This is a genomic window from uncultured Lutibacter sp., assembly GCF_937891065.1.
Classification (GTDB): Bacteria; Bacteroidota; Bacteroidia; order Flavobacteriales; family Flavobacteriaceae; genus Lutibacter.
The window spans coordinates 37,400-63,660 of sequence record NZ_CALAEQ010000159.1 but is presented as its reverse complement, the minus strand read 5'-3'; the positions used below and the strand labels follow the sequence as shown (position 1 = coordinate 63,660).

Sequence of the window (26,261 nt, the reverse complement as noted above, 5' to 3'; positions counted from 1 at the left end):
AACGCACAAATCTTATAAAAACCCGTTGGGTTTCATTTCCGAAATTGAAAATAATATAATTTATGTTGGAAACAGACAGACTAAAATTTAAAATATTGAATTCTAGATATAAAAAAGATTTAGAAAAATTATTCTGTGAAAACCATTTTGTGATGAAAACAGCTTTGAAAGGAAGAGTTTTCACAAAGGACGAATTCAAAAAATCACTAAGAGAAGATTTCATAAAGTCTGAAACCGATAAAGTTGGATTCTGGTGCCTAACTTCTAGTTCAGATGATAAAGTTATCGGAATTACAGGCTTACTAAAATGTAATTATTTAAACAACGATAATTATGAGTTTGGATTTATTCTTGATGAAAATAGTTGGGGAAAAGGTCTAGCAATAGAAATTGGAAAGTTCTGGCTAGAATATGCGAAAAATGAAATGAATTTGACTGAATTAATAGCAACTGTTAGTCCAGGAAATATCGCATCACGAAAAGTATTAGAAAAATTAGATATGGAATATGTGGGTGAATTTACATCTCAAGAACGAGGGGATAGATTAATATTCAGAAAAAGAACATAAAGCGAAAACCCAACAATGCGTATAAAAAATTGCTTATTTTCAACCAAATATTATATTTAAAACAAATAAAAAACATAAATCTAAACAGTGGAAAATTGCGTTTTCAAACCCGCAATTTTTCATGCTCTAAGCCGTTACCCTTCATTAAAAAACTGAATCAAAAAATACAACCCCTCATATTCATATGAATCTATTGTAAAATAAATTCTTATATTAGGATTCTATAAATTGCTAACTAACCAAATATGATTCCTTTCTTTAGAAAAATACGTAAAAAAATGGCAGATGATAACAGACCATTGAATTATATGAGATATTTTATGATCCTCTTTATTGTTTTATCATCTTGTAAATCTTCGCCAGATAAAGAATCTGAACCTAAAACATTTATAGAAATTCATAATGAGGCAATTGTAATTGACACTCACAATGATATCTTGATGAAAACTGTAGACCTAGGAATAATGTTGGATCAAGATTTAACAGGGAAAACACATAGCGATTTGAACCGTTGGAAGAAGGGAGGTTTAGATGTACAAATATTTTCTGTTTATAGCGATGGAGGTGTTGAAAACGCTTTTCAATTAGCCAATAGGCAAATGGACAGTCTAGATGTAACAATAGCGCGTAACCCAAATAAGATTATTAAAGTTGCTAATTCTGACGCTATTTTAAAAGCTGTAAATGAAAATAAAATTGCAGCAATGTTTGGTGTTGAAGGCGGCCATATGATTGAAAATGACCTTAATAAATTAGAAGTACTCTACAAACGTGGCGCTAGATATTTAACTTTAACTCATAATGTCGCTCCCTCTTGGGCAACGAGTGCTGCAGATGAAACAACAAATCCAAATCTTCAACAAAAAGGGCTAACAGATTTTGGAATACAGGTTGTAACAAAAATGAATGAACTAGGAATGATGATAGATGTGAGTCACTCTGGTGACCAGACATTTTGGGATGTGATTAAGATTACCAACAAACCTATTATAGCTTCACATAGTTCTGTTTATAGTCTTGTTCAGAGTCGTCGAAATTTAAAAGATGACCAAATAAAAGCAATTGCTAATAATGATGGTGTAATTATGGTAAATTTTCATCCTGGTTTTATTGACAGTAGTTTTGATGAAAAAGAAACAGCCTTTTTTGAAAAACACGCTATTGAAAGTGATTCACTTTTAAAAAGCGGAATGGATGAATGGTATATGATGGATTACTTGTACAAAAAACATACAGCAGAGGCAAACCAAATGAGACCACCATTATCTAAGTTGATTGATCATATAGATTACATTGTCAAATTGGTGGGTGTTGATTATGTAGGGTTGGGGTCTGACTTTGATGGAATCAATCTCACACCACTACAATTAGATGATGTTGCATCATATCCTTTAATAACTAAAGCATTAATAGTAAAAGGATATAGTGATAAAGATATTGTTAAAATTCTTGGAAGTAATTTTTTAAGAGTTTTAAAAGCAAATGAATTAAAAAAATAACTACTGCCAACAGTGGCTATAAGTAATTTCTTGTCCTCACTTACTTCTGAAAATTCTTGCGAATTTTCAGTTTGGTGTGTAATTGAAAAGTTAAGTGCTAACTCACTCAACTACTTATAGCCGAGACCGTTGTGCTTAATTACTAAAAAGATGCTTGAAAAGATTATTAAATACCAAAACGATTCAGAAAAAAACTTTGAAACAGAGAAAAATTTAAAATCGATTATAAATTATATAATTGCTTTTATTCTATTTTTTGTATCAACGATTATTGCGGCATTTACATTTCCTTTTAGATTTGTTTTTAAAAAAATATTTAAGAGAATTGATAATTCAACTATAATTCAATTGAATGAAAAGAATATTGAATCGATATTGAGCGCTGAAAAAATGATATTAATTGATTTTTGGGCTGAGTGGTGTGGACCTTGCATAATGATGGAATCTATCATTGAAAAATTTGCCTCTGAATCGAGAAATATTAGAATTGCTAAAGTGAATGCGGATTTAAATAAAAAAATAATAGAAAAATACCAAATAAGAGGTTTACCTCAATTTGTACTAATTGAAAACGGAGAAGAAATTAAACGATTTGCTGGAGCAATGACAATGAATGATTTAAATAGATTTTGTGATAAAAAGTAATGATAAACGGCACCTTACACCTCCTAAAATATATACTTACATTTAAACTAAACTTAAATCGACAAAAAATTCAACTAACGATTTGATATGTCCGAAAAATCTCTACTTTTTCAGTCGGGAAAATCTTATAAAAACGCGTTGTAACCAATTAGAACAGAATAAAGATGAATAGTTATTTAAATAGCATAAAAAACAGTTTGAGTATTATAAAACTCTCGGAGAAAAGACTTTTGAGCAAATATCTGGGGTAAAATTATTTTGGCAACTAAATAGTGAAAGTAAATATATTTTTATAATAATTTGATTAAAACCAGCTTTTAAAAGTTGTAATAATTTTTTACGGTAGTCAGTTAATACCGAAAGGCGATCTTCTTTGGTTTTAAAATTATTGGATTTCCCATAAATGTTTTTCATTCGTTCCAATTTTTCAGTATCTGGATTTCGGAAAGAGAAATAAACATACCAACGCTTGTTTAAATCACTATTGGCATTATAAATTTTTGGGGTAGAAAAATTCTTCTTCATTTGCAAATCGTGTTCCAAAACGTGTTAATTTTGGCACTCAAAGTTAAGCAATTCATTTAATGTAGACATAAAAAAAACGGTTTAGACCAATCTAAACCGCTTGTTTATTCAATTTTGCTTTTGTAGCGTGATCCAGAATTGAACTGGAGACCTCCGGGTTATGAATCCGACGCTCTAACCAACTGAGCTACCACGCCATTTATTAAGGGTGCAAATATAAAAAATAAAATAGTTATAGCAACAAATATATTCTTCTATTTTTTAAGAATTTAAATTTTTTTAAAAAGGAATATTTATATATATTGTGCTTTTAAATAAAAAAGATGTCGACAAAAATTAAATTTGAAATTGAATTTCCTATACACGCCTCACCACAAATGCTTTATCAATATTTTGGTACACCATCAGGGCTTTCTGAATGGTTTGCAGATAATGTAAATTCTCGTGGAGAGATATATACATTCATATGGGATGGATCCGAAGAAAAAGCAAAAGTGCTTCAAGAAAGACCCGGTGAGAAAATAAAATTTAAATGGGTTGAAGATGGTGATAGTAAAACGTACTTTGAATTTAGAATTGAAGTAGATGAAATAACGAAAGATGTTTCATTAATCGTAACAGATTTTGCAGATGATGATGAACTTGATGAAGCTAAAATGTTTTGGGAAAACCAAATTGATGAACTAAAACATACGATAGGAGCATAATTAGAGTGCTTTTTATAGAATACGACCTTGAATTTTTTCAAGGTTTTTTTTATGTAAATTTGTAATTTAAAATTTAAAAATGATAAATTTAAACGGTACAATATATAACAAATCAAAAGAAATTTTAAATTCAAATAATAGAGCTTTCAAGTATGGTGATGCATTATTTGAAACTATAAAAGTAAAAGATTTTAAAGTTTATTTTGTTGAAGATCATTATTTTAGGTTAATGGCTTCTATGAGAATGCTTCGAATGGATATTTCAATTAATTTTACAATAGAATTCTTTGAACGTGAGGTGCTCAAAACGGTTGAGCAAAATAATTTAGAGGATGCAAGAGTTAGATTTACAGTTTTTAGAAAAGATGGAGGTTTATATAAACCATTAACAAATCAAGTTGATTATTTAATTGAAGCCTCGGAATTTAATTCAATAATTAAAGAAGATTATGAGATTGATATATTTAAAGATTATTATATCTACTCAGGGTTGTTATCCACCATTAAAACAACTAATAAAATAACAAATGTTTTAGCAAGTATTTATGCTTCTGAGAATAAGATTGATAATTGTATTTTGGTAAACGAAAAAAAACAAGTAGTTGAAGCTATCAATGGAAATATATTTGTAGTAAATGGAAATTTGATTAAAACTCCACCAATAAGTGAAGGTTGTATAAAAGGGATTGCAAGGAAAAAAATAATTGAAATTATATCAAAAATTGAAAAATATACGATTGAAGAAGCTATAATTTCTCCTTTTGAGTTACAAAAAGCGGGTGAAATTTTTATTACAAACGTTATAATTGGAATACAACCAGTTTTAGTTTATAAAAAGAAGTTATTTAGAACAGATGTATCAAAAGAATTAACTTTTGAGTTTAATAAGTTAGTTTAAATTTGGGTTTTTTGGTGCATTAGCCCAAATTTTGTATTCACCACCAAACTCTAATAATTGATTTTTCCAAATATCAACACTTTCAACTTCTAATATATTCTTGTAATTATTCTCAACAACTGTCCAAGTAGATTCTTTTAACTCTTCTTTTAACTGTGATTCTGACCAACCTGAATAACCTAAGAAAAAACGAATATCGGTTGGCTTTATAGTATTATCATTTAATAATTCTGTTAAAATATCAAAATCACCACCCCAATAAATATCATTATCTATTTCAATGCTATTAGGAATTAAATTTGGTAGTTTATGAATAAAATATAAATTTTCTTGTTCTACAGGACCACCATTATATATTTTAAAATCACAATTAATTTCATTAATTAAATCATTTAAAATAAATTCAGTTGGTTTATTAATAATAAAACCAATACAACCATCTTTATTATGTTCAGATAAGTAAATTACCGATCTATTAAATGATTTGTCATTTAATATAGAAGGCTCTGAAACTAATAATTTACCTTTTGAAGGATTTAATTCTATCATTATATGAAAATTGTATGTTTTAAATATAAAATTTTTTTTTGAATAAAAAAAACTCTCTAAATTTTTTAGAGAGTTTTTAAAATAAGAAATATTTCTTATATGTTAGTTTACAGCGTCGCTTAAACCAGCTCCAGCTTTAAATTTAACTACAGTTTTTGCTGCAATTTGGATAGTTTTTCCAGTTTGAGGGTTTCTACCACTTCTTGCTGCTCTTGCAGAAGTAGACCAAGTTCCCCATCCAACTAATGCTACTTTTCCTCCTCCTTTAAGAGTTTTAGTTACATTGTCTGTTAATGATTCTAATGCCGCTTTCGCTGCTGCTTTTGTGATACCAGCATCAGCTGCCATTGCATCAATTAAATCTGATTTGTTCATAACTTAAATTTTAAATTAATTGGTTAAACATATTTTGCTATTAATAGCTTAACAAAGTTATACGGAATAAGGGTTTGTGCAAGTTTTTGAATAAAAAAATGATATATTTGTTAATAAATGGCATCAAATGTTAATAACCTTTATGTTATTTATTAAAAAAAAGCTATAAACCCTTTAAAATATGGGTTATTGCATTATTGCATTTTCTGAGAATGTAAATCCATTTAACAAATTTTTACTTTCCATTTTGCGTTTACCAGCTAATTGTAAACTGTTAATTATTAGAAAGCCATTTGTAACACTAACTTTAATTTCTTGTTTTGAAGTAATTAATGTTCCAGTTTTAAAGTTGTGTTCTATATTTTCTTTTTTAACATCATAAATTTTAACCTTAATCTCTTCATTATTGTTTATTAAAGTTGTCCAAGCAGCAGGATATGGATTTAAGCCTCTTATTAAATTATAAATGTTATTTAAGGAATCATTCCAATTTATTTTACATGTATCACTGTATATTTTTGGAGCAGGTTTCTCATCAATTTCTGATTGTTTAAATGTTTTAACACTATTTTGTTCAATCTGTTTAACAGTTTCAACTACTAACTCACTTCCAATATTCATTAGTTTATCATGTAATTCACCAACAGTTTCAGTATTACCAATTTCAACTTCTTTTTGTATAATAATGTTTCCTGTGTCAATTTTTTCATCAATAAAAAATGTAGTAACGCCTGTTTTTGTTTCACCATTAATTATTGCCCAATTTATAGGCGCAGCTCCTCTGTAATCTGGTAATAATGATGCGTGTAAATTAAAGGTACCGTATTTAGGCATTTTCCAAACTACTTTTGGCAACATTCTAAAAGCTACTACTATTTGTAAATTAGCATTTAAGCTTTCTAATTCTTTTATAAACTCATCACTTTTTAAATTTGTAGGTTGCAAAATGTTAAGCTTGTTTTCTAAAGCATATTTTTTAACTGCAGATTCGGCTATTTTTTGACCTCTTCCGGCAGGTTTATCAGAAGCTGTAATTACGCCAACTACATTAAACTTTGCTTTTACAAGTGCATCTAAAATTGCAACAGCAAAATCAGGAGTTCCCATAAATACAATTCTCAAATCTCTCATTAAAAGTTACGTTTAAATTTATTTTGCGAAGTTATTGCTATTTTATTTTTTTCTAATAGTATTTTTAATGAATTTAAAATTTCACTTTCTGAATAATTTAAAAGTGTTGCTATTTCTTGTGACGATAGCTGTTTTTTATCCAATAAATTAATAATGTGGTTTGAAATAGTTTCTAAAGAATTTTCAGGTTTAATTTTAGCTTTACAAACATCACAATTACCGCAACTTTTTATGTTAGTTTCATTAAAATAGGCTAGTAGTTGAGTATTTCTACAAGTTTTTGTGTTTTGAATGTATGAAATAACGGCTTCTAATTTTTCGTATTTTAGATTATTTTGCTGCTCAATACTTTTTGAAATATAATTAATAGTGTAATTATCATCTCTTGTAACTAAAAATAATAACTTTGAAGTGGTATTTTCATATGAATAATGTACAATACCATTTGAATGTAAATCGTTTAAATGTTTAACAACTTCTTTTTTTGAGCTTTTTAATTTTTTGGAAAGTGAAAACTCATTAATTATGGTATAATGATCAAAAATACCGCCGTAGCTTCTTAATATTAATTGTATTAACTCACTTTTTGACGGCTGATTGTTTAAATAATCAAATATTTGAGTGTTGCTTATTAAAAATTTCAGCGTAGATTTTTTACTGTAATTTTCATCTAAACTCACAACATTTTCGCGCTCTAATGCTTTTATAGCATTGTATGTTTGTAGAAGTTTTAGTTGATAAGTATGACAAAATTCTTGAAAAGAAAAATCAAATAATTTTGTTGGTAATTCACCTAAAGTGATATTATAATATTGATTTAAATGGTTGTAAACAGTTTTCACAACCTTGGTTGAAGCCATATTAGTTTTAAACTTATTTGTAGCGTCAAAAAGATTAGATTTATTGGTTAAAATTATAGAATAAGCTGTTTTGCCATCTCTACCAGCTCTACCAGATTCTTGAATAAAATTTTCTAAACTGTTTGGTGTATTTATGTGAATTACTGCGCTAACATCGGGTTTGTCAATTCCCATTCCAAATGCATTTGTAGCAACCATTATAGGTGTTTCATTTTGCATCCAACTATTAAAAGCATTATTTTTTTCATTAGTTGAAAGTCCACCGTGGTAGTAACTACTTTTAAAATTATTCTTTGTTAAAAATTCAGAAACCTCCTTCGTTTGTTTTCTATTATTGGTGTAAATAATTACAGAAGCTTCTATTTTATTAACAATTTGAAGCAATTTTCCAAGAATATTTTCTGTAGTAATTACATGATAATTTAAATTACTTCGTTGAAAAGATTTTTTAAATATAAGAGCTTCTTTTATTTCTAAATTTTGTTGAATATCTTCTAAAACTTTTTGTGTAGCAGTTGCTGTTAAAGCCATAAAAGTAGCTTTGGGCTGTAATTCTTTTAAAATTTTCAACTGTAAATAGGAAGGTCTAAAATCGTGACCCCATTCTGAAATACAATGAGCTTCATCAATTGCAATTATAGAAACATTCAATTGCTTAATTTTTTCTTGAATAAAAGGAGATTGTAATTTTTCGGGTGAAAGATATAAAAATTTAAAATTGCCAAACTGTAAATTGTCAAAAGCTAATATGAGATCATCTTGACTTAGTTGAGAAGTCAAAGCGATTGCTTTTATGTTTTTTTCTTTTAAGCTATTAACTTGATCTTGAATGAGAGCAATAAGTGGTGAGATAACAATACAAATTCCATCTGAAATTAACGATGGGATTTGATAACATAATGATTTTCCACCTCCGGTAGGTAATAAAATAACGGTATTAGTTCCATTTAAAGCAGCTTCAATAATTTCCTCTTGTGGATCTCTAAATTCAGAGAAGTTCCAATATTTTTTTAATATTTCAAGAGGTGTATTCATTATTTTAAACAGTCTAATATAAAGTTTGTTCTAGCTTCAATGGTTCCTGTAGGTACTTCAATTATTTTATAGTTTAAATCTTTATATGTACGTTCTAAGTGATTATGAATAGCTAAAGCTTGTTCAAAATTTTCATAACGTTCATTATCTGAAATATAAATTTCTTCCCAAGGTGGCATTAAAAATATGTAATTGTATCTATACAAATTACTTTTGGTAAGATATGTAGTAGGATAATCAATACTTATATAATTCATATAGGCATGAACATCTGGGATTCCTCTATCAAAAAAAATAAGGTTTGAATTTTTTGTTTCAGCCTCAATATATTGGTTTATACGCCCTTCTAATAACAACTCACTAAATAACAGCGGTTTTGTTAAAAACAATTGTTCCGTACCATTTTTTCTTGCATTTAAAGTAACCTCTCTAGAGATTTCTTTCATACACGTATAATTTCGCTTTATCAATTCTTCAATAATGGTGGATTTTCCTGTTCCTGGTCCGCCAGTGATTACTATTTTTTGCTGCATAGTGCAAAATTAAGGTATTCATTAAATTATACTAAAAATATTCATGTAATTTTGTCAGTTAAATATTAACAATATTAACAGGTATAAAATTTGATACCTTATTTCTAAAAAGAAAATGGATAAAAGAGAGCAGTTTTATAAAAAATTAAAGAAAAAATTAAAGAAAGATACAGTATTTCCAGCAAAATACCTTTTTAAATTTATCGTGCCAGCATCAGAAGAAAAAATTAAGATGGTTGAAGATATTTTCGATTTTACAGGTGCTGTTATTACTAAAACATCTTCAAAAACTGGAAAATATGTTAGTTTATCGGTACTTGTAGTAATGAAAAAAGCGGATGATATTATTGTGAAATATATGGAAGCAGAAAAGGTTGAAGGTATTATTTCTTTGTGATTCCTTTAACATCGTTGTGAAAAAATAAAAAATATCTTGCAGCGTTTTATAATTATATTAATATCCACACTTTTTGTTATTTTTGAAGCAAAATTATTATTTTATGAAGTTTAAGTATTTATTTTTAGCATTGTTTTTTATTGGGTTTAAAGCTTTTTCACAGGAAAACCAAAATATATTATTTACAATTGATGATGAACCATATTATTCTCAAGAGTTTTTAACAGTTTATAAAAAAAATTTACAGTTAGTAACTGATTCAAAGTCAGATTTAGGTAGTTATTTAAAATTGTTTATTGATTATAAATTAAAAGTGAAAGAAGGCAAAGCATTAGGGCTAGATACACTTCAAAAATTCAAAAATGAATTAAAACAGTATAAAAGTAATTTGGTTTTACCTTATTTAAAAGATAAAGAGGTAACAAATAATCTTATTAAAGAAGCTTATGATAGGCTTAAAAAGGAAGTTAATGTTAGCCATATTCTTATTTTTTTAAATCCTGATGCTTCTCCAAAAGATACTTTAACAGCGTATAATGCTTTAATTGAAGCTAGAAATATAATTTTAGAGGGCAATGATTTCGCAGAAATAGCAAAAAAATATTCTAAAGACCCAACCGTTGAGCAGAATGGAGGTAGAATTGGATATTTTACTGCATTGCAAATGGTATATCCGTTTGAAAATATGGCGTTTAAAACTCCAGTAAATGAAGTTTCAATGCCTTTTAGAACTAAGTTTGGATATCATATTTTAAAAGTAAATGACATAAGAGAATCTGAAGGCGAAGTTGAAGTTGCTCATATCATGTTTAAAAATGATAGCACATTAGCAGTTAAGAGAAAAATAGATTCAGTTTACAAAGTACTTCTTACTGATAAAACAGGTTTTTTTGAATTAGCTAAAAAAGTTTCTGAAGATAGAGCAAGCGGCATGAAAGGAGGAATACTGGCTAAATTTGGCACAGGAAAAATGATTGAAGATTTTTCGAAAGTTTCATTTTCTTTAAAAAATGAAGGCGATATTTCTAAGCCATTTAAAACTCAATTTGGATGGCATATTGTAAAATTGATTAAAAAATATCCTATTGATAGCTTTGAGAAAATGGAAGGGAAATTAAAGCAAGAAGTTGAAAGAGACGAACGCTCTAATTTAATTAGTAAATCGGTTATTGATAAATTATTTCAGCAATATACTATTATTGTAAATGAAGAAGCACTTCAACAATTTCACATAGAAGGTTGGAAAAATAATTCTGAAAATTTTCATCAAAATTTATTATCAATTAATAATAAAAACATTCTTCAAAAGAGATTTATTTCTTACTTAAAAACAGTTAGTAATATGCCTTTAAATGAGGCTTTTGCGGCTTTTAAAGAAAAAGAGGTTTTAGAATATTATACAGAAAATATAGAAAATTCTAATGCTGAATTTGCAACAACTTATAAAGAGTTTAATGAAGGCTTATTGCTTTTTGATTTGTTGGAAAAGGAAGTTTGGGAAAAAGCAAAAGACAATAATGGTTTGCAAAATTATTTTAACTCAAATAAGAAAAAATATAAATCAAATGAGTTAAAAGCGATAAAAGGAGAAGTTATTTCAGATTATCAGAATTATTTAGAAGAACAATTTTCAAAACAACTTAGAGACAAGTATAAAGTAAAGATAATAGGTTCAGAAAAAAAGAGTTTAAAAAAAATGAAAATATAACTTATCAATGAAACGTTTATTTATTTATTTATTTGCAATTGTTATTTTACAATCTTGTAATTATTTCACTATTAAAGACGATACTCGTCAACCTGTTGCACGTGTTAATAATGTATATTTATATAAAGATGAATTAAAAAATATTTTTGTTGAAAACACTTCAATTCAAGACAGTATTTTAATAGCCAATAATTATATTAATAATTGGGTGAAACAAAAGTTACTCTTGTCTAAAGCTCAAATAAATTTAGAAAACAAAATTGATCAATATGAAGAACTTGTTAAAAAGTATAGAGAAGATTTGTTTATAAATTCTTACAAAGAAGCTGCGGTAAAACAATACCTAAATGTGGATATAACAGAAGCTGATATAGATAAATTTTATAATGAAAACAATCAAAATTTTAGATTAAATGAAGAATTAGTAAAACTTAAATATATTAAAATTGGTAAAGATGTTTTGAATAAAAAGGAGCTTATAAAACTTTTTATGTCATCAAAGAAAGAAGATTTAGACAGTTTAAATTCTAAAGAACTATACTTAAAATCTTATCACTTAAATGATTCAATTTGGATTAAATATAGTGATCTAATTGTTAAAATACCAATCTTTAATATTGATGACAAAAATCAGTTGTTAAAAAAAGACAACTTTATTCAAAAAGAAGATTCATTAAGCTTATATTTGGTGACAATTAAACAGGTGTTAAATAGAAATGAATTAGCTCCCAAAAGCTATGTGACGCCTACAATTAAACAGTTGATTTTACATCAAAGAAAATTATTATTATTAAGAAATATTGAAGAAACATTAATTGAGGATGCAACTAAAAAACAACAAATTGAAATTTACTAAAATGAAAAATAATATTATAGGAATAACATTTTTGTTATTTGTGATAGGAATAAATGCACAGGATAGTTTAAACGTTGAAACTAATAAATTTGAAAGAATTAAAGTAGACGGAGTTGCTGTTGTTGTAGGGAAAAATATAGTATTGGATTCCGATATCGATAAATTTAAAAAAGAATTGCAACAACGTATTGAAGGTAAAATAGACATTACGGATTGTGAAATGTTGGAAGAACTTATGACTCAAAAATTAATTGCTCATCACGCGGTAGTTGATAGTATTGTAGCTACAGATGCAGAAGTTAATGGAGAAGTAGAACGTAATATTGGTTACTTTACCCAACAATTAGGTACTATGGAAAAAGTGATTGAAATGTATGGTTTTAATGACGAAGAAGATTTAAGAAAAGAACTATTTGACATTCAAAAAGAGCAAATTTTAATCCGTCAGGAAAGAGCTAGCATAACAGAAAAGGTAGATGTTACTCCTGAAGAAGTTAGAACCTATTTTAAAAATCTTGAGAAAGAAAATAGTTTACCAGAATTTAGTGCCGAAATTGAGCTGGCTCAAATAATAAAAATTGTTAAACCTTCTGAAGAAGAAATAAATAGAGTGATTGTAAAATTAAATGAAATTAGGAAGGAAATAGAAGATGGTTATAGTTTCAGATTAAAAGCAATTATAAATTCTGACGATCCAGCAGTTTCTGGAAATGGAGAAGGAGCTGGTGGTAAATATACAATTACACGTGAAAGCGGTTTTATTAAGGAATTTAAAGAAGTTGCATTTAGTTTGGATGAAGGTGAAGTTTCTGAGCCATTTGAATCAGGATTTGGATATCATGTGATTCAAGTTGAGAAAATTAAAGGTCAAGAGCGTGATGTTCGTCATATTTTAATGCAACCAAAAATTAGTGAAACTGAATTACAAGCTTCAAAAGATGAGTTGTCTAAAATTCGTGAGGAAATACTTAGTGGGAAAATTACTTTTGAAGATGCTGTGGTAAAATATTCTGAAGATAAAGAGACTAAAAATAATAAAGGATTAATTTTAAACCCACAGACTAACGATACACGTTTTAATTTAACACGTATGGACCCAACATTATATGGGCGAGTTAGTAATTTAAAAGCAGGAGAAATTACAGAAACTTATTATGATGAGATAAGAGGAGGTGAAAAAATGCATAAAATAATTTTGTTAAAGAGCAAAGAAGAAGCTCATACTGCTAGTTTTACACAAGATTATGAAAAAATACAACAATTAACATTGCAAAAAAAGCAAGAAGAAACTGTTGATAAATGGGCAATAGATAAAATTAAAGATACTTACATTAAAATAAACAACGATTTTAAAAAATGTGAGTTTAAAAATAATTGGAAAAAAGATTAATATGTCTGATGTTGATGCATTAAAAGAACTCGTTGTAAAACATAAAGCTTTAAAGCAAGAAATAGGTAAAGTAATAATTGGTCAAAATGAAGCAGTAGACCATATTTTACTTTCAATTTTAAGTGGAGGTCATTCACTTTTAATTGGTGTTCCAGGTTTAGCTAAAACCTTAATAGTACACACAATTGCAAAAACTTTAGGGTTGGATTTTAAACGAATTCAGTTTACACCAGATTTAATGCCATCAGATATTTTAGGAAGCGAAATTTTAGATGAAACCAGTCATTTTAAATTTATAAAAGGGCCAATTTTCAGCAATATTATTTTAGCAGATGAAATAAATCGTACACCTCCTAAAACGCAAGCTGCACTTTTAGAAGCAATGCAAGAGCGAACTGTAACAGTTGCTGGTCATCATTATGATTTGGCAAAGCCTTTCTTTGTATTAGCGACACAAAACCCAATTGAGCAGGAGGGAACCTATCCTTTACCTGAAGCTCAGTTAGATAGATTTATGTTTTCTATAAATTTGGAATATCCTAGTTTTCAGGAAGAAGTTGATGTTGTTAAAAATACGACTAATGATGTAAAACCAGTTATTAATGCACTTCTTTCAGCTGAGGAAATAAATAAATACCAACATTTAGTAAGAAGAATTCCAGTTCCAGATAATGTGATTGAATATGCTGTTACTTTAGTTTCTAAAACAAGACCTAATACAGATAATTCACCTGAAATTGTAAATAATTATATAGATTGGGGTGCAGGCCCACGAGCTTCACAAAATTTAATTTTAGGTGCAAAAGCAAATGCTGCTGTTCATGGAAAATATTCACCTGATATAGAAGATGTACAGGCAGTTGCGTACTCTATATTAAAACATAGAATTGTTAAAAATTACAAGGCTGAAGCTGAAGGAATTACAGAAAAACAAATAATTGAAGCGCTGTTTTAATCTTCTTTTTCTTTTTCAAAAAAACTAAACATATTTCCTCCATATTTTTTTGAATAACTAAAATATTGATGGTTTGATAAATCAGTTTGTTTGGAGTGTTCAACAATTAAAGTACCTTCATTATTTAATAAATCTTTGCTAAAAACTAAATCAACAATTTTCTCGAATAATTCTAGTTCAAATTCATAAGGTGGATCTGCAAAAATGATATCAAATTTAGCATTTGATTTTTCTAAATATTTAAAAGCATCACTTTTTAGGGTGTTTATATTTAAATTTAGTTCCTTAGAAGTTTCATTTATATATTTTATACAGCCAAAATGTGCATCAACTGCTGTAATATTTTCAGTTCCTCTTGATCCAAATTCAAAACTTATATTACCTGTTCCAGAGAATAAATCAAGTACAGCTATATTATTAAAATAATAGGAGTTGTTAATAATGTTAAATAAAGCTTCTTTAGCCATATCTGTTGTTGGCCTTACAGGTAAGTTTTTCGGTGCTTGTAATCGCTTACTTTTATGTTTTCCTGAAATAATACGCATTGATTATAATTGATTTAATAAGGTAAAGTTAGAGTGTGAAGATATACTACTCAATATTGATGAAAAAGTTGATGGTTCATGAAATTTTATATTTCTTATATATTGATATGAAATAGTATACAATTCAGATTCTTTTTCAACAGCACCTAAAAGAACTAAATTAAACTCTTCAGGATTTAAATTTAACTGTTCAGCAGTAAAAAGTATATAATAAATAAAATCTTCTTTTGTAGCAAAGCTAAAGGTGTTAAACAACTCAAATTTCTTATTTTTTAATACAATAATTTCAAAAGTAGTATTAGAAACATTTACAAAACAAAAATCACCTTCTAAATTTTTATAATTGTTTAATAGTTTTTCAATAAGTATTGTAGAAGAATGTTTGTAGGTAAAGGTTCCATAAATATCTAATAAAAAATTATTAATATTTATAAAGGGAATGTAAACATTTATAATTTCTGAATTGCAGACTTCATCAAAAGTAATATAATCATTTTTAAGTACTTTAATAGTATGCTGTAGGTAGTCTTTTAAATTATTTTTATTAAAAAAGGCTTTAGGTACTTGTGTCACTAAATTATTAAAATGAGAAACACTAACTGACTCGTATTTTACATGAAGTAAAGTTTCTTGGTCATATAATTGTTTAACTTGCTCTAAATGCTTGTATGGGGAATTTGAGTTGTTTTCAAACTCAAATTCGGCAAAAACACCTATTTCTTCTTGTATTTTATTGTAGATACAAAAAGAAAATCCATCCAAACTAAGTTGGATGGATATGTGATTTTCTTGTAGATTTAAAAAATCTACGTTATTATTCGATATCTTTTTTATCTCCTTTATCATAAAATGGCGGCCAGTTACCGTCTTCGCTTACTTCACCTAAAGAACCAACTCTTAAATATTCACCTCTAACTTCTTCACCACCAATTGACTCTTTTTCTTGTTTAATTAGGTTCATATCCATTCCTTTTAAAATTAAAGCTTTATCAACTTTAATTTCAAATACAGGAGCAAATAAACCTTGTATTTTTTCAATTCTACCAATTTCAATTTTAAATTTCTGATCTGTACCAGGAATGTTAAGCATATTTTTATAATCTACTCCAGAAAACTGATTTCTAACGTCTTCATAACCAATAGTATCAACAACTCTTTCTTCAATTTCTTTTGTAATTCCACCTCCAACATTAATTGTTTTTGGAACGTTTCTTGTTTGAGTTAATGCAAATTTAGCAGTGTCAATAAATTGAATTAATCCTTCACCGTTTGCTGTATACTTTCCTGTTACTTTTTTATGAGCAACTTCAGCATCACGAAGAATTTTCATATTCTTAATTACTGCAGCATATTTTGCCTTTTTCTCTTTATTAAATTGTACAGGTTTTTGAATTTCAAAATTAATTTTGAATATTAAAAATGCTGCCAAAGCAATTAGTACTATAGAAACTATCCAATGAAGTTTCCTTGGAATAAAATTAACAATTGCATAAGCTAAAAAACCAGTAACTACAATACCAGCAATTATAATCAAAAATGTCATCATTTGTTTTTAAATTTAATGTGTGTACGCAAATCTACAAATTTTTTTTAATGAGAAAAATTTTTCTGCATAAATCAATTTGTATATTTGAATTTTATTTGAAATATGACCAAAACTGCACCTGAATTTTATCAAGATATTATTGAAAAGTTTCCTTTTGAACCAACAAGTTCACAAAATGAATTATTGGTTAAATTATCAGAGTTTGTTTTTGACACAAATAATGATGCACTTTTTTTAATGAAGGGTTATGCAGGAACGGGTAAAACAACTACAATTAGTACAGTTGTAAATAATTTATGGCGAGTGGGTAAAAAAGCCGTACTGTTAGCACCAACGGGTAGAGCAGCGAAAGTTATTTCTGGATATTCAAACAGACAAGCATTTACAATTCATAAAAAAATATATTTTCCTAAAAAGAACAAAGCTGGGGGCGTAGATTTTACGTTGCAAACAAATAAACATACAAATACGTTATTTATAGTTGATGAAGCGTCTATGATTCCTGATGTACAAACAGGTTCAAAATTATTTGAAAATGGATCTCTATTGGACGATCTAATCTCCTATGTTTATTCTGGAGCACATTGTAAATTAATTTTAATTGGTGATACTGCTCAATTACCGCCAGTTAAATTAGATATTAGTCCAGCTTTAGATGCCAAAAAGCTTTCATTAAACTATAATAAAGATGTTATTGAAATTGAATTAAATGAAGTAATGCGTCAACATGAAGATTCAGGAATTTTAAAAAACGCTACCGAATTACGTTTAATTTTAGCAAATAATGGCTTTAGTAATTTTCAATTTCAATTAGGTTTCCCAGATTTAATTAGATTAATTGATGGTTATGATATTGAAGACGCTATAAATACTGCTTATGATAATATTGGAGTGGAGGACACCGCTTTTATAGTTCGTTCAAATAAGCGAGCAAACCAATATAATCAACAAATTAGAAGTAAGATTAGAGGGCAAGAAAATGAGATTTCTACTGGAGATTTTGTAATGGTGGTTAAAAATAATTATTTCTGGTTAAAAGATGAAAGTGACGCTGGTTTTATTGCCAATGGTGATATTTGTGAAATATTGGAGATTTTTAGTATGAAGGAACTTTATGGATTTAGATTTGCAGAAGTTAAATTACGAATGATAGATTATCCAAATCAAAAACCATTTGAAACCGTATTATTATTAGACACACTTTCTTCTGAATCACCTTCACTTTCATATGAAGAATCTAATAAATTATACCAAGAAGTTGGTAAAGATTTTGCTCATGAGAAAAGCAAGTATAAACAGTTATTAGCCGTTAAAAAGAGTAAATATTTTAATGCGTTACAAGTAAAATTCTCATATGCAGTTACTTGTCATAAATCACAAGGTGGACAATGGAAAACCGTATTTATAGAACAGCCATATTTACCTGATGGTCAAAATATTGATTATTTACGTTGGTTGTATACAGCAATTACAAGGGCTCAAGAAAAGGTATATTTAATCGGGTTTGCAGAGGATTGTTTTACGGAATAAAATTTTCTGTAGTGCTAAATATTAAACTCTAAACTTGAAATTTATTATAATGTAAATAAGGCTTTAGATATTTTTAACTAAATAAAATTAGATAAAGGTTAAATTATCCTATTTTTGCCGCTCAGAAATTATTAAAAATGACAGAGAATATTATCATGGTACCAAAAGCTGAAAAGATTGAGAAGAAATTAGAAATTCATAATGATGTTAGAATTGATAATTATTATTGGTTAAATGATAAAGAAAATCCAAAAGTTATTGATTATTTAAATGAGGAAAATGCATATTATGACGCAAAAACAGCTCATACAAAGCAATTTCAAGAAGATTTATTTCAAGAAATGAAGTCTCGTATTAAAGAAGATGATGAGTCTGTACCGTATAAAAAAAACAATTACTATTACATTACAAGATTTGAAATTGGAAGCCAATATCCAATTTATGCAAGAAAAAAAGGTTCTTTAGAAGCAAAAGAAGAAATTTTGTTTGATGTTAATAAATTAGCAGAAGGGTATAATTATTTTAAACTTTCAGGTTTATCTGTTAGCCCAGATAATAATTTAGTCACTTTTGGTACTGACATTGTAAGTAGAAGAATATATACATTGCAATTTAAAAATTTAACAACAGGTGAAATTTATCCTGAAAAAATTGAAAACACAACTGGAAGTGCTTCTTGGGCGAGTGATAATAAAACAGTTTTTTATACACAAAAGAACCCAACTACTTTAAGAAGTGAAAAGATATTTCGTCACGTTTTAGGAACTGATCCTTCAAAAGATATTGAAGTGTTTTTTGAAAAAGATGAAGCATTTAGCACATATGTGTATAGAACCAAATCTGAAAAATACTTAATTATAGGTTCAAGCAGTACAGTATCAACAGAGTATCGTATTTTAGAAGCTGATAATGCTACTGGAGAGTTTAGAGTATTTCAGCCAAGAGAAAGAGATTTGGAATATAGTATAGCACATTATAATAATCATTTTTACATACTCACAAATAAAGACAAAGCCATTAATTTTAAATTAATGAAAACTTTAGATGAGAGTACATTAAAAGATAACTGGATTGATGTAATTCCGCATAGAGATGATGTTTTATTGGAAGATATTTCAATTTTTAAAGATTTTTTAGTTGTTGAAGAACGAACCAACGGATTGAATAAAATTAGAATTATGTATTGGGATAATTCTGAAGATTATTACCTTCCTTTTGATGAGGAAACGTATTCAGCAGGTGTTTATTTTAATCCTGAATTTGATACTAATGTAATACGTTATGGATATAATTCTATGACAACACCAAGTTCTGTTATAGATTTTAATGTAGATACCAAAAGAAAAGAAATAAAAAAAGAACAACAAGTTTTAGGTGGTAAATTTAATAAAGAAAATTACAAGAGTGAGCGTTTATGGGCTACAGCTATTGATGGTACTCTAATACCTATATCAATTGTTTACCATAAAAATACAGAAATAAACGCAAATACACCTTTACTTTTATATGGTTATGGTTCTTATGGGATTACTATAGATGCAGGATTTAGTACAACGCGTTTAAGTTTATTGGATAGAGGATTTATTTTTGCTATTGCTCATGTAAGAGGAAGTGAATACTTAGGTCGTAAATGGTATGATAACGGAAAATTATTAAATAAAAAAAATACCTTTACGGATTTTATTGATTGCGCAAAATTTTTAATTAAAAAAAATTATACTTCAAAAGACCATTTATACGCTAGTGGTGGATCAGCAGGTGGCTTATTAATGGGAGCTATTATTAATATGAATCCCGAATTGTTCCATGGAATTTTAGCTTCAGTACCTTTTGTAGATATTGTTACAACAATGTTAGATGATAGCTTACCACTTACAACCGGTGAATATGATGAATGGGGAAACCCAAATGAAAAAGAATATTATGACTATATGAAATCTTATTCGCCATATGACAATGTTTCTAAACAAAGTTATCCAAATATGTTAATTACAACAGGTTTAAATGATTCTCAGGTACAGTACTTTGAGCCTGCAAAGTGGATTGCAAAGCTAAGAGAACAAAAAATAGGCGAAAATATTTTGTTAATGCATACTGATATGGAAACCGGTCATGGCGGGGCTTCCGGGAGATTTGATTCCTTAAAAGAAATAGTTAGAGATTATAGTTTTATACTAGATTTGAATGGTTACACAAAAATTTAAAAAAAATTATTAAATTTGCACGTTATAATTATTATTCATAATTCATTTTTGAATATCTCATTATTGAATTAAACTTTAGAAAATGACTGAAAATACAGGTATAAGTAACAACATTTTAGACCTTGTCGGTAATACTCCTTTAATTAAGTTAAATAACATTACAAAAAACCTTAGCGGTAACTTTTATGCAAAGTACGAAGGGTTTAATCCGGGGCACTCTATGAAAGATAGGGCAGCTTTACATATTATTGAAGAAGCAGAAAGACAAGGGTTACTAAATAAAGATAGTACTATTATTGAAACAACTTCTGGTAATACAGGATTTAGTATTGCATTAATAAGTATTATTAAAGGATATAAATGCATGCTAGCGGTTAACTCTAAAGCTTCATCAGGAAAAATAAATATGCTAAAAGCTATGGGAGCCAAAGTATTTGTTTGCCCAGGACATGTTGATGCTGATGATCCCCGTTCATATTATGAAGTTGCAAAAAGACTACATAAAGAAACTGCAAATTCTATTTATATAAACCAATATTTTAATCAATTAAATGCTGAAGCCTATTATAATTCATTAGGCCCAGAAATTTGGAAACAAACAAATGGAGAAATAACACATGTAATTGCTGCTTGTGGTACAGGAGGTACAATATCAGGTGTTTCTAAATATTTAAAAGAACAAAATCCAAACATTAAAACATTAGGTGTAGATGCATTTGGATCAATATTAAAGAAATTTCACGAAACTAGAGAATTTGATCAAAATGAAATTTACCCTTATAGAATAGAGGGTTTAGGTAAAAATTTAATACCATCAGCTACAGATTTTGATCTTATTGATGTTTTTGAAAAAGTTACTGATGAAGCTGCAGCACATAGAGCTAGAGAATTAGCACTTACAGAAGGATTATTTACTGGTTATACAAGTGGAGCAGTTGTGCAAGCAGCTATTCAATATGCTGAAAAAGGTTATTTTGATAAAAATTCAAAAGTGGTTTTAATATTACCAGATCACGGTTCACGCTATATGGAAAAAATATATAGTGATGATTGGATGAAAGAACAAGGTTTTTTTGATACACAAAAGCAAGCACACGCTGAAGTGGAATACATAAAGTAATTTTTTTACATAATTATTTAAAGAGGTTGAAAGTTAATTTTTCAACCTCTTTTTTTGTAACATTAACATTTGAATAGCATAAAAAAAATGCCGTACTTTGCAATCTTAAATAAATGTAAATGTAAAATTACATTTTGCCCTAAATAATAAAACAATGAAAGATTTATTTGAAAGAATAGTTAAAGATAAAGGTCCATTAGGGAAATGGGCAAAACAAGCAGAAGGTTATTATGTTTTTCCAAAATTAGAAGGAGAAATATCTAATAAAATGATGTTTAATGGTAAAGAAGTTATTACTTGGAGTATTAACGATTATCTTGGGTTGGCAAACCATCCAGAAGTTAGAAAAGCAGATGCAGAAGCAGCTGCAGAATACGGTATGGCCTACCCAATGGGAGCTAGAATGATGTCAGGTCATACAAAATATCATGAGCAATTAGAAGAAGAATGTGCTGCGTTTGTTGAAAAAGAAGCTGCATATTTAGTAAATTTTGGTTATCAAGGTATGGTGTCTGCTATAGACGCATTAGTAACTAAACATGATGTTATTGTATATGATATTGATTCACATGCATGTATTATTGATGGAGTTAGATTGCACCATGGAAAAAGATTTACTTACCAACATAATGATATTGAAAGTTTAGAAAAAAACTTACAAAGAGCCACAAAAAACGCAGAGGAAACTGGAGGAGGTATTTTAGTAATTTCAGAAGGAGTTTTTGGAATGCGTGGGGAGCAAGGAAAATTAAAAGAAATTGTTGCTTTAAAAGAAAAGTACAATTTTAGATTTTTAGTAGATGATGCTCACGGTTTTGGAACCTTAGGAAAAGATGGTAAAGGAGCTGGTTTTGAGCAAGGAGTACAGGATGGAATAGATGTGTATTTTGCCACTTTTGCAAAATCTATGGCAGGTATTGGAGCATTTTTTGCGGCTGATAAAGATATTATTCAGTATTTACAGTATAATATGCGTTCACAAATGTTTGCGAAATCATTGCCAATGCCTATGGTAAAAGGAGCGTTAAAGCGTTTAGATATGCTTAGAACAATGCCTGAACTTAAAGAAAAGTTATGGGAAAATGTTAACGCTTTGCAAAATGGGCTAAAGGAAAATGGTTTTAATATAGGTAAAACAAATACATGTGTAACTCCTGTTTTCTTAGAAGGTGATATTCCAGAAGCAATGGCTATGGTAAATGATTTAAGAGAAAATTATGGTATATTTTGTTCAATTGTAGTATATCCAGTAATTCCAAAAGGTTTAATTATTTTAAGATTAATACCAACAACTACACATACATTAGATGATGTTAAAGTAACTATAGAAGCTTTTTCAGGAATACGTACAAAACTTGAAAAAGGTATTTATAAACGCATTGGAGCTACAATGATATAATAAATGAGCTTAAAAATGTTATAAAAAAAGCCTTTTAGAATTTCTAAAAGGCTTTTTTTATAGGATAAAATAAATTTTACACTTAATAACCGTCTGACATGTTTTTAAGTGCATTTTTATCTGTAATTTTTATCTTTTTATTAATTAAATCAATTACATCTTCTTTTTTTAAGTTTGATAATAATCTAATTGCTGATTCTGTAGCTGTTCCAATTGTATTCGCAATTTCTTCTCTAGTTAAAACAACATCAATACAACCTTCATTATCAACACCAAAAATTTCTTCTAAATTAAGTAGCGTTTCTGCTAAACGTTCTTTAACTGGTTTTTGTGCCATTTGAGATATTAAAGTGTTCGCTTGATTTAATTGATGAGATATAACCTTCATAATATTTAAAGAAAATTGTCCATTTTCTTTAATTGTATCTAAAATATCTTGTTTAGGAATAAAACAAACGTGCATATCTTCTAAGGCAGTAGTGTTTAAACCTACAGGTTCATCACTTAATATTGAACGTTGGCCTAAAATATCACCACCTTTAACAAATTTTATAATTTGCTCCTTTCCATTAGTGCTAAGCTTTGTTAATTTAGCTTTACCATCTCTAATACAATATAAGCCATTAATAGGATTTCCTTCAGTCATTAAATTCTCACCCTTTTTAATAAAAAGGGAGGTTTTATGATCAGAAAATTTTTCTAGCTCATCATGAGTTAAAGATTTAAGCGCGTTAAATCTTTTAATGATACATTGTCCGCATTTCGACATAAATTTGATTTTATTACTTGTAGTAAGTGCGGGTAAATGTACAAAAATAAATGATATTTGTCATACCAATGAATTATTTAATGAATAGTTTTGCATAGAACTTAATTTATAGGATGATTTTAAAGAGTTGTTATCATTGTGGAGCAGATTGTGGTAAAAAACCAATCCATTTTAATGAAAAAGAGTTTTGTTGTAACGGTTGTAAAACTGTTTATGAAATACTAAATGCTAATGAGCTAAGTTGTTATTATGATTTAGAAACTTCCCCTGGTACTATTCCAAAAGAAATAAAAGACAAATATAATTATTTAGAAAATGAGGAAATTATAGAAAAACTCTTAGAGTTTAATGATAATGAAACTTCAGTAGTAGAATTTTATATACCTAGTATTCATTGTAGTTCATGTATTTGGGTTTTGGAAAATTTGAATAAAATAAATAATGGAGTTTTAACTTCAATGGTAAATTTTCCAATGAAAACCATTAGAATTACCTTTAAAAATAAAGAAACTAATTTAAAACAACTTGTTGAGTTAATTACATCTATTGGTTATGAACCTTATATAAGTTTAGAAGATGCTGATGCGAAAAGAAATAAAGTTGATAAAACCTTAATTTATCAAGTTTCTATAGCGGCTTTTGCTTTTGGAAACATCATGCTATTATCATTTCCAGAATATTTTGCTGTTAATGAGTTTTGGTTAGAAAAATATAAGCCTTTGTTCAGATGGTTAATGTTTTTCATGGCAGTTCCAGTGGTTTTTTATTCTGCAAAAGATTATTTTATTTCAGCATATAAAGGAATTAAGCATAAAATTTTAAATATTGATGTTCCAATAGCTCTAGGAATTTCTGTTTTATTTATAAGAAGTTCAGTTGAAATTATGTTAGATATTGGCTCAGGCTTTTTTGATAGTTTAGCAGGGTTAATTCTTTTTTTGTTATTAGGTAAATTTTTTCAACAAAAAACCTATAATTTTTTATCGTTTGAACGTGATTATAAATCATATTTTCCTATAGCAGTTACTATAATTGTTGATGGTATTGAAAAAAGTATTTCTGTAAATGATATTGTTAAAGGAAATAGATTATTAATTAGAAATGAAGAATTAATACCGGTTGATGGAATTTTAATTAATGGGAATGCCGCTATAGATTATAGTTTTGTAACTGGTGAATCGGTAGCAGTAATAAAACAATCTGGAGATAAGTTATTTGCAGGTGGTAAACAAACCGCCGGAGCCATTGAAATGGAAGTTATTAGTACAATTTCTCAAAGTTATTTAACTCAACTTTGGAGCAATGATGTGTTTAATAAAACTAATGATATTACTATAAAAAATATCACAGATACCATTAGTAAATATTTTACAATTGCAATTTTAATTATCGCTATTATTGCGGGTGTATTTTGGTATTTCTATAATGCATCAATGGCAATAAATGTTGTTACGGCGGTATTAATTATTGCTTGTCCTTGTGCGCTAGCATTATCTGCTCCCTTTGCAATTGGAAATATGTTACGAATTTTAGGGTATAAGAAGTTTTACTTAAAAAATGCTGAAACTATTGAAAATATTTCAAAAATAGATACCATTATTTTTGATAAAACTGGAACTATAACATCTAATGATAAAACTCAATTATTTTATAAAGGTGAAGAACTTTCTACTGATGAACTTTCAATAATAAAAACTGTTTTAAGAGCTTCAAATCATCCATTAAGTAGGTTACTTTATAAATATATTGAAGTTGAACCTTCAATTGAAAATCCAACTTTCTTTGAAGAAATTTTAGGAAAAGGAATTATAGCTACAACTAATAATGCAGAAATTAAATTGGGTTCAGCGAGTTTTGTTGAGACAGAAAGTGTTGGAACAAATGAAACAGCAATTTATATTAAAATTAATAATATATTAAAAGGGAGTTACATTTTTAAGAATAATTATAGAGAAGGAACAAAACAAGTTTTCGAAAATTTATCAAAAAAATATAATCTGGTAATTCTTTCTGGTGATAATGATGGGGAAAAGAAATATTTACAAGAGTTATTACCTGAAAATACACAATTTCAATTTAACCAAAAACCAGAAAGTAAATTAAAATATATAAAAGCACTTCAAAATAAAGGTAACAAAGTAATGATGATTGGAGATGGATTAAATGATGCTGGTGCATTGGCGCAAAGTAATGTTGGGATTGCAATTTCTGAAGACGTAAATGTATTTTCTCCAGCTTGTGATGCAATACTTGATGCAAATTTTTTTAACAAATTACCAAGCTTTTTAACATTAGCAAGTCAGACAATGTCAATAATTAAAGCAAGTTTTGTTTTATCTTTTTTATATAATGTTATAGGAATGTATTTTGCTTTAACAGGCCAATTAACACCGGTAGTTGCTGCCATTTTAATGCCTTTAAGTTCAATATCAATCGTGATTTTTGTTACAATTTTAACGAATTGGATTTCGAAAAAAATATAGTATTTTTAATAAAAAAGTAACTTTAAAGAAGTA

At 28.0% G+C, this 26,261-nt stretch carries 25 protein-coding genes and 1 tRNA gene; 16 read left to right on the top strand and 10 right to left on the bottom strand.

What is annotated here, in order from left to right; genetic code table 11:
• The first annotated feature begins 95 nt into the window (after positions 1-95).
• From Q0352_RS08975 to Q0352_RS08960, 4 genes are all read left to right on the top strand, one after another.
• Positions 96-569: a GNAT family N-acetyltransferase gene (locus Q0352_RS08975; RefSeq protein ID WP_299526832.1), complete on the top strand. Its 474-nt coding sequence runs from the start codon at positions 96-98 to the stop codon at positions 567-569.
• A gap of 278 nt (positions 570-847) precedes the next feature.
• Positions 848-2,068 carry a dipeptidase gene (locus Q0352_RS08970; protein ID WP_299526830.1) on the top strand — a complete coding sequence of 407 codons (1,221 nt, stop codon included), beginning with the start codon at positions 848-850 and terminating at the stop codon, positions 2,066-2,068.
• A 150-nt stretch (positions 2,069-2,218) separates the two neighbouring features.
• Positions 2,219-2,713, top strand: a complete 495-nt coding sequence (locus tag Q0352_RS08965) for a co-chaperone YbbN (RefSeq protein WP_299526828.1) — start codon at positions 2,219-2,221, stop codon at positions 2,711-2,713.
• A gap of 238 nt (positions 2,714-2,951) precedes the next feature.
• Positions 2,952-3,017: a hypothetical protein gene (locus Q0352_RS08960; RefSeq protein WP_299526836.1), complete on the top strand. Its 66-nt coding sequence runs from the start codon at positions 2,952-2,954 to the stop codon at positions 3,015-3,017.
• A gap of 344 nt (positions 3,018-3,361) precedes the next feature.
• Here the strand turns inward: Q0352_RS08960 and Q0352_RS08955 are convergent.
• A tRNA-Met gene (locus Q0352_RS08955) sits at positions 3,362-3,435 on the bottom strand.
• Between the two features lie 126 nt (positions 3,436-3,561).
• Between Q0352_RS08955 and Q0352_RS08950 the strand changes: the two genes are divergently transcribed.
• Positions 3,562-3,945 (top strand): START-like domain-containing protein, encoded by a 384-nt coding sequence (locus Q0352_RS08950; RefSeq protein WP_299526826.1) that lies wholly within the window; start codon positions 3,562-3,564, stop codon positions 3,943-3,945.
• 79 nt (positions 3,946-4,024) lie between these two features.
• Positions 4,025-4,843, top strand: coding sequence for an aminotransferase class IV (locus Q0352_RS08945; RefSeq protein ID WP_299526824.1), 819 nt, complete (start codon positions 4,025-4,027; stop codon positions 4,841-4,843).
• Here Q0352_RS08945 and Q0352_RS08940 read toward each other — a convergent pair.
• From Q0352_RS08940 to Q0352_RS08920, 5 genes are all read right to left on the bottom strand, one after another.
• On the bottom strand, positions 4,835-5,392 hold the full coding sequence (locus Q0352_RS08940) for a YqgE/AlgH family protein (protein WP_299526822.1): 558 nt from the start codon (positions 5,390-5,392) through the stop codon (positions 4,835-4,837). The two genes, Q0352_RS08945 and Q0352_RS08940, sit on opposite strands and share 9 nt — an antisense overlap.
• A gap of 102 nt (positions 5,393-5,494) precedes the next feature.
• Complete coding sequence (locus Q0352_RS08935) at positions 5,495-5,767, bottom strand: HU family DNA-binding protein (protein WP_299526820.1); 273 nt, start codon at positions 5,765-5,767, stop codon at positions 5,495-5,497.
• Between the two features lie 186 nt (positions 5,768-5,953).
• Entirely contained in the window at positions 5,954-6,898 is a 945-nt protein-coding gene (gene fmt, locus Q0352_RS08930) for a methionyl-tRNA formyltransferase (RefSeq protein ID WP_299526818.1), read from the bottom strand.
• Complete coding sequence (locus tag Q0352_RS08925; RefSeq protein ID WP_299526816.1) at positions 6,898-8,793, bottom strand: ATP-dependent DNA helicase RecQ; 1,896 nt, start codon at positions 8,791-8,793, stop codon at positions 6,898-6,900. The genes fmt and Q0352_RS08925 overlap by 1 nt, the downstream gene beginning before the upstream one ends.
• Entirely contained in the window at positions 8,793-9,326 is a 534-nt protein-coding gene (locus Q0352_RS08920) for an ATP-binding protein (protein ID WP_299526814.1), read from the bottom strand. Before Q0352_RS08920 ends, Q0352_RS08925 begins: the two co-directional genes overlap by 1 nt.
• A gap of 115 nt (positions 9,327-9,441) precedes the next feature.
• On the opposite strand from Q0352_RS08920, the gene Q0352_RS08915 reads away from it, so the two are divergent.
• From Q0352_RS08915 to Q0352_RS08895, 5 genes are all read left to right on the top strand, one after another.
• Positions 9,442-9,723, top strand: a complete 282-nt coding sequence (locus Q0352_RS08915; protein WP_299526812.1) for a DUF493 family protein — start codon at positions 9,442-9,444, stop codon at positions 9,721-9,723.
• 103 nt (positions 9,724-9,826) lie between these two features.
• Positions 9,827-11,431, top strand: coding sequence for a peptidylprolyl isomerase (locus Q0352_RS08910; protein WP_299526810.1), 1,605 nt, complete (start codon positions 9,827-9,829; stop codon positions 11,429-11,431).
• Between the two features lie 7 nt (positions 11,432-11,438).
• A complete protein-coding gene (locus Q0352_RS08905) occupies positions 11,439-12,287 on the top strand; it encodes a peptidyl-prolyl cis-trans isomerase (protein ID WP_299526808.1) in 849 nt (282 codons plus the stop codon).
• Position 12,288: 1 nt separating this feature from the next.
• The gene (locus Q0352_RS08900) at positions 12,289-13,677 is read left to right on the top strand and encodes a peptidylprolyl isomerase (RefSeq protein WP_299526806.1); all 1,389 of its coding nucleotides are present in this window, start codon (positions 12,289-12,291) and stop codon (positions 13,675-13,677) included.
• Position 13,678: 1 nt separating this feature from the next.
• The gene (locus Q0352_RS08895) at positions 13,679-14,632 is read left to right on the top strand and encodes a MoxR family ATPase (protein WP_299526834.1); all 954 of its coding nucleotides are present in this window, start codon (positions 13,679-13,681) and stop codon (positions 14,630-14,632) included.
• Here Q0352_RS08895 and rsmD read toward each other — a convergent pair.
• The 3 genes from rsmD to Q0352_RS08880 are packed head-to-tail and all read right to left on the bottom strand — an operon-like array spanning position 14,629 to position 16,723.
• Positions 14,629-15,177, bottom strand: coding sequence for a 16S rRNA (guanine(966)-N(2))-methyltransferase RsmD (gene rsmD / locus Q0352_RS08890; RefSeq protein WP_299526803.1), 549 nt, complete (start codon positions 15,175-15,177; stop codon positions 14,629-14,631). The genes Q0352_RS08895 and rsmD overlap by 4 nt on opposite strands.
• Before the next feature lie 3 nt (positions 15,178-15,180).
• Positions 15,181-16,023 carry a DUF3822 family protein gene (locus Q0352_RS08885; RefSeq protein WP_299526801.1) on the bottom strand — a complete coding sequence of 281 codons (843 nt, stop codon included), beginning with the start codon at positions 16,021-16,023 and terminating at the stop codon, positions 15,181-15,183.
• Positions 15,992-16,723, bottom strand: a complete 732-nt coding sequence (locus Q0352_RS08880) for a hypothetical protein (protein WP_299526799.1) — start codon at positions 16,721-16,723, stop codon at positions 15,992-15,994. Before Q0352_RS08880 ends, Q0352_RS08885 begins: the two co-directional genes overlap by 32 nt.
• A 102-nt stretch (positions 16,724-16,825) precedes the next feature.
• Here Q0352_RS08880 and Q0352_RS08875 point away from each other — a divergent pair, with 102 nt between their 5' ends.
• The 4 genes from Q0352_RS08875 to Q0352_RS08860 all read left to right on the top strand — a co-directional run bounded on the left by Q0352_RS08875 (position 16,826) and on the right by Q0352_RS08860 (position 22,976).
• On the top strand, positions 16,826-18,253 hold the full coding sequence (locus Q0352_RS08875) for an ATP-dependent RecD-like DNA helicase (RefSeq protein WP_299526797.1): 1,428 nt from the start codon (positions 16,826-16,828) through the stop codon (positions 18,251-18,253).
• A 137-nt stretch (positions 18,254-18,390) separates the two neighbouring features.
• Positions 18,391-20,457 (top strand): S9 family peptidase, encoded by a 2,067-nt coding sequence (locus Q0352_RS08870; protein ID WP_299526795.1) that lies wholly within the window; start codon positions 18,391-18,393, stop codon positions 20,455-20,457.
• A gap of 82 nt (positions 20,458-20,539) precedes the next feature.
• Positions 20,540-21,577, top strand: a complete 1,038-nt coding sequence (locus tag Q0352_RS08865; RefSeq protein ID WP_299526793.1) for a PLP-dependent cysteine synthase family protein — start codon at positions 20,540-20,542, stop codon at positions 21,575-21,577.
• 154 nt (positions 21,578-21,731) lie between these two features.
• Positions 21,732-22,976 (top strand): pyridoxal phosphate-dependent aminotransferase family protein, encoded by a 1,245-nt coding sequence (locus Q0352_RS08860; RefSeq protein ID WP_299526791.1) that lies wholly within the window; start codon positions 21,732-21,734, stop codon positions 22,974-22,976.
• An 82-nt stretch (positions 22,977-23,058) separates the two neighbouring features.
• On the opposite strand, the gene Q0352_RS08855 is transcribed toward Q0352_RS08860, so the two are convergent.
• On the bottom strand, positions 23,059-23,745 hold the full coding sequence (locus Q0352_RS08855) for a Crp/Fnr family transcriptional regulator (protein ID WP_299526789.1): 687 nt from the start codon (positions 23,743-23,745) through the stop codon (positions 23,059-23,061).
• Positions 23,746-23,858: 113 nt separating this feature from the next.
• Here Q0352_RS08855 and Q0352_RS08850 point away from each other — a divergent pair, with 113 nt between their 5' ends.
• Complete coding sequence (locus Q0352_RS08850) at positions 23,859-26,228, top strand: heavy metal translocating P-type ATPase metal-binding domain-containing protein (RefSeq protein WP_299526787.1); 2,370 nt, start codon at positions 23,859-23,861, stop codon at positions 26,226-26,228.
• Positions 26,229-26,261 lie beyond the last annotated feature (33 nt).

Excerpts from the sequence above, each read along its gene's own strand:
- Q0352_RS08905 (WP_299526808.1), top strand. The coding sequence starts at position 11,439 with ATGAAACGTTTATTTATTTATTTATTTGCAATTGTTATTTTACAATCT.
- Q0352_RS08885 (WP_299526801.1), bottom strand. The coding sequence starts at position 16,023 with ATGATAAAGGAGATAAAAAAGATATCGAATAATAACGTAGATTTTTTA.
- Q0352_RS08940 (WP_299526822.1), bottom strand. The coding sequence starts at position 5,392 with ATGATAGAATTAAATCCTTCAAAAGGTAAATTATTAGTTTCAGAGCCT.
- Q0352_RS08935 (WP_299526820.1), bottom strand. The coding sequence starts at position 5,767 with ATGAACAAATCAGATTTAATTGATGCAATGGCAGCTGATGCTGGTATC.
- Q0352_RS08880 (WP_299526799.1), bottom strand. The coding sequence starts at position 16,723 with ATGATGACATTTTTGATTATAATTGCTGGTATTGTAGTTACTGGTTTT.
- Q0352_RS08870 (WP_299526795.1), top strand. The coding sequence starts at position 18,391 with ATGACAGAGAATATTATCATGGTACCAAAAGCTGAAAAGATTGAGAAG.
- Q0352_RS08850 (WP_299526787.1), top strand. The coding sequence starts at position 23,859 with ATGATTTTAAAGAGTTGTTATCATTGTGGAGCAGATTGTGGTAAAAAA.
- Q0352_RS08965 (WP_299526828.1), top strand. The coding sequence starts at position 2,219 with ATGCTTGAAAAGATTATTAAATACCAAAACGATTCAGAAAAAAACTTT.
- Q0352_RS08970 (WP_299526830.1), top strand. The coding sequence starts at position 848 with ATGGCAGATGATAACAGACCATTGAATTATATGAGATATTTTATGATC.
- Q0352_RS08895 (WP_299526834.1), top strand. The coding sequence starts at position 13,679 with ATGTCTGATGTTGATGCATTAAAAGAACTCGTTGTAAAACATAAAGCT.
- Q0352_RS08915 (WP_299526812.1), top strand. The coding sequence starts at position 9,442 with ATGGATAAAAGAGAGCAGTTTTATAAAAAATTAAAGAAAAAATTAAAG.
- Q0352_RS08925 (WP_299526816.1), bottom strand. The coding sequence starts at position 8,793 with ATGAATACACCTCTTGAAATATTAAAAAAATATTGGAACTTCTCTGAA.
- Q0352_RS08865 (WP_299526793.1), top strand. The coding sequence starts at position 20,540 with ATGACTGAAAATACAGGTATAAGTAACAACATTTTAGACCTTGTCGGT.
- Q0352_RS08900 (WP_299526806.1), top strand. The coding sequence starts at position 12,289 with ATGAAAAATAATATTATAGGAATAACATTTTTGTTATTTGTGATAGGA.
- rsmD (WP_299526803.1), bottom strand. The coding sequence starts at position 15,177 with ATGCGTATTATTTCAGGAAAACATAAAAGTAAGCGATTACAAGCACCG.
- Q0352_RS08950 (WP_299526826.1), top strand. The coding sequence starts at position 3,562 with ATGTCGACAAAAATTAAATTTGAAATTGAATTTCCTATACACGCCTCA.
- Q0352_RS08945 (WP_299526824.1), top strand. The coding sequence starts at position 4,025 with ATGATAAATTTAAACGGTACAATATATAACAAATCAAAAGAAATTTTA.
- Q0352_RS08855 (WP_299526789.1), bottom strand. The coding sequence starts at position 23,745 with ATGTCGAAATGCGGACAATGTATCATTAAAAGATTTAACGCGCTTAAA.
- Q0352_RS08920 (WP_299526814.1), bottom strand. The coding sequence starts at position 9,326 with ATGCAGCAAAAAATAGTAATCACTGGCGGACCAGGAACAGGAAAATCC.
- Q0352_RS08910 (WP_299526810.1), top strand. The coding sequence starts at position 9,827 with ATGAAGTTTAAGTATTTATTTTTAGCATTGTTTTTTATTGGGTTTAAA.
- Q0352_RS08875 (WP_299526797.1), top strand. The coding sequence starts at position 16,826 with ATGACCAAAACTGCACCTGAATTTTATCAAGATATTATTGAAAAGTTT.
- fmt (WP_299526818.1), bottom strand. The coding sequence starts at position 6,898 with ATGAGAGATTTGAGAATTGTATTTATGGGAACTCCTGATTTTGCTGTT.
- Q0352_RS08860 (WP_299526791.1), top strand. The coding sequence starts at position 21,732 with ATGAAAGATTTATTTGAAAGAATAGTTAAAGATAAAGGTCCATTAGGG.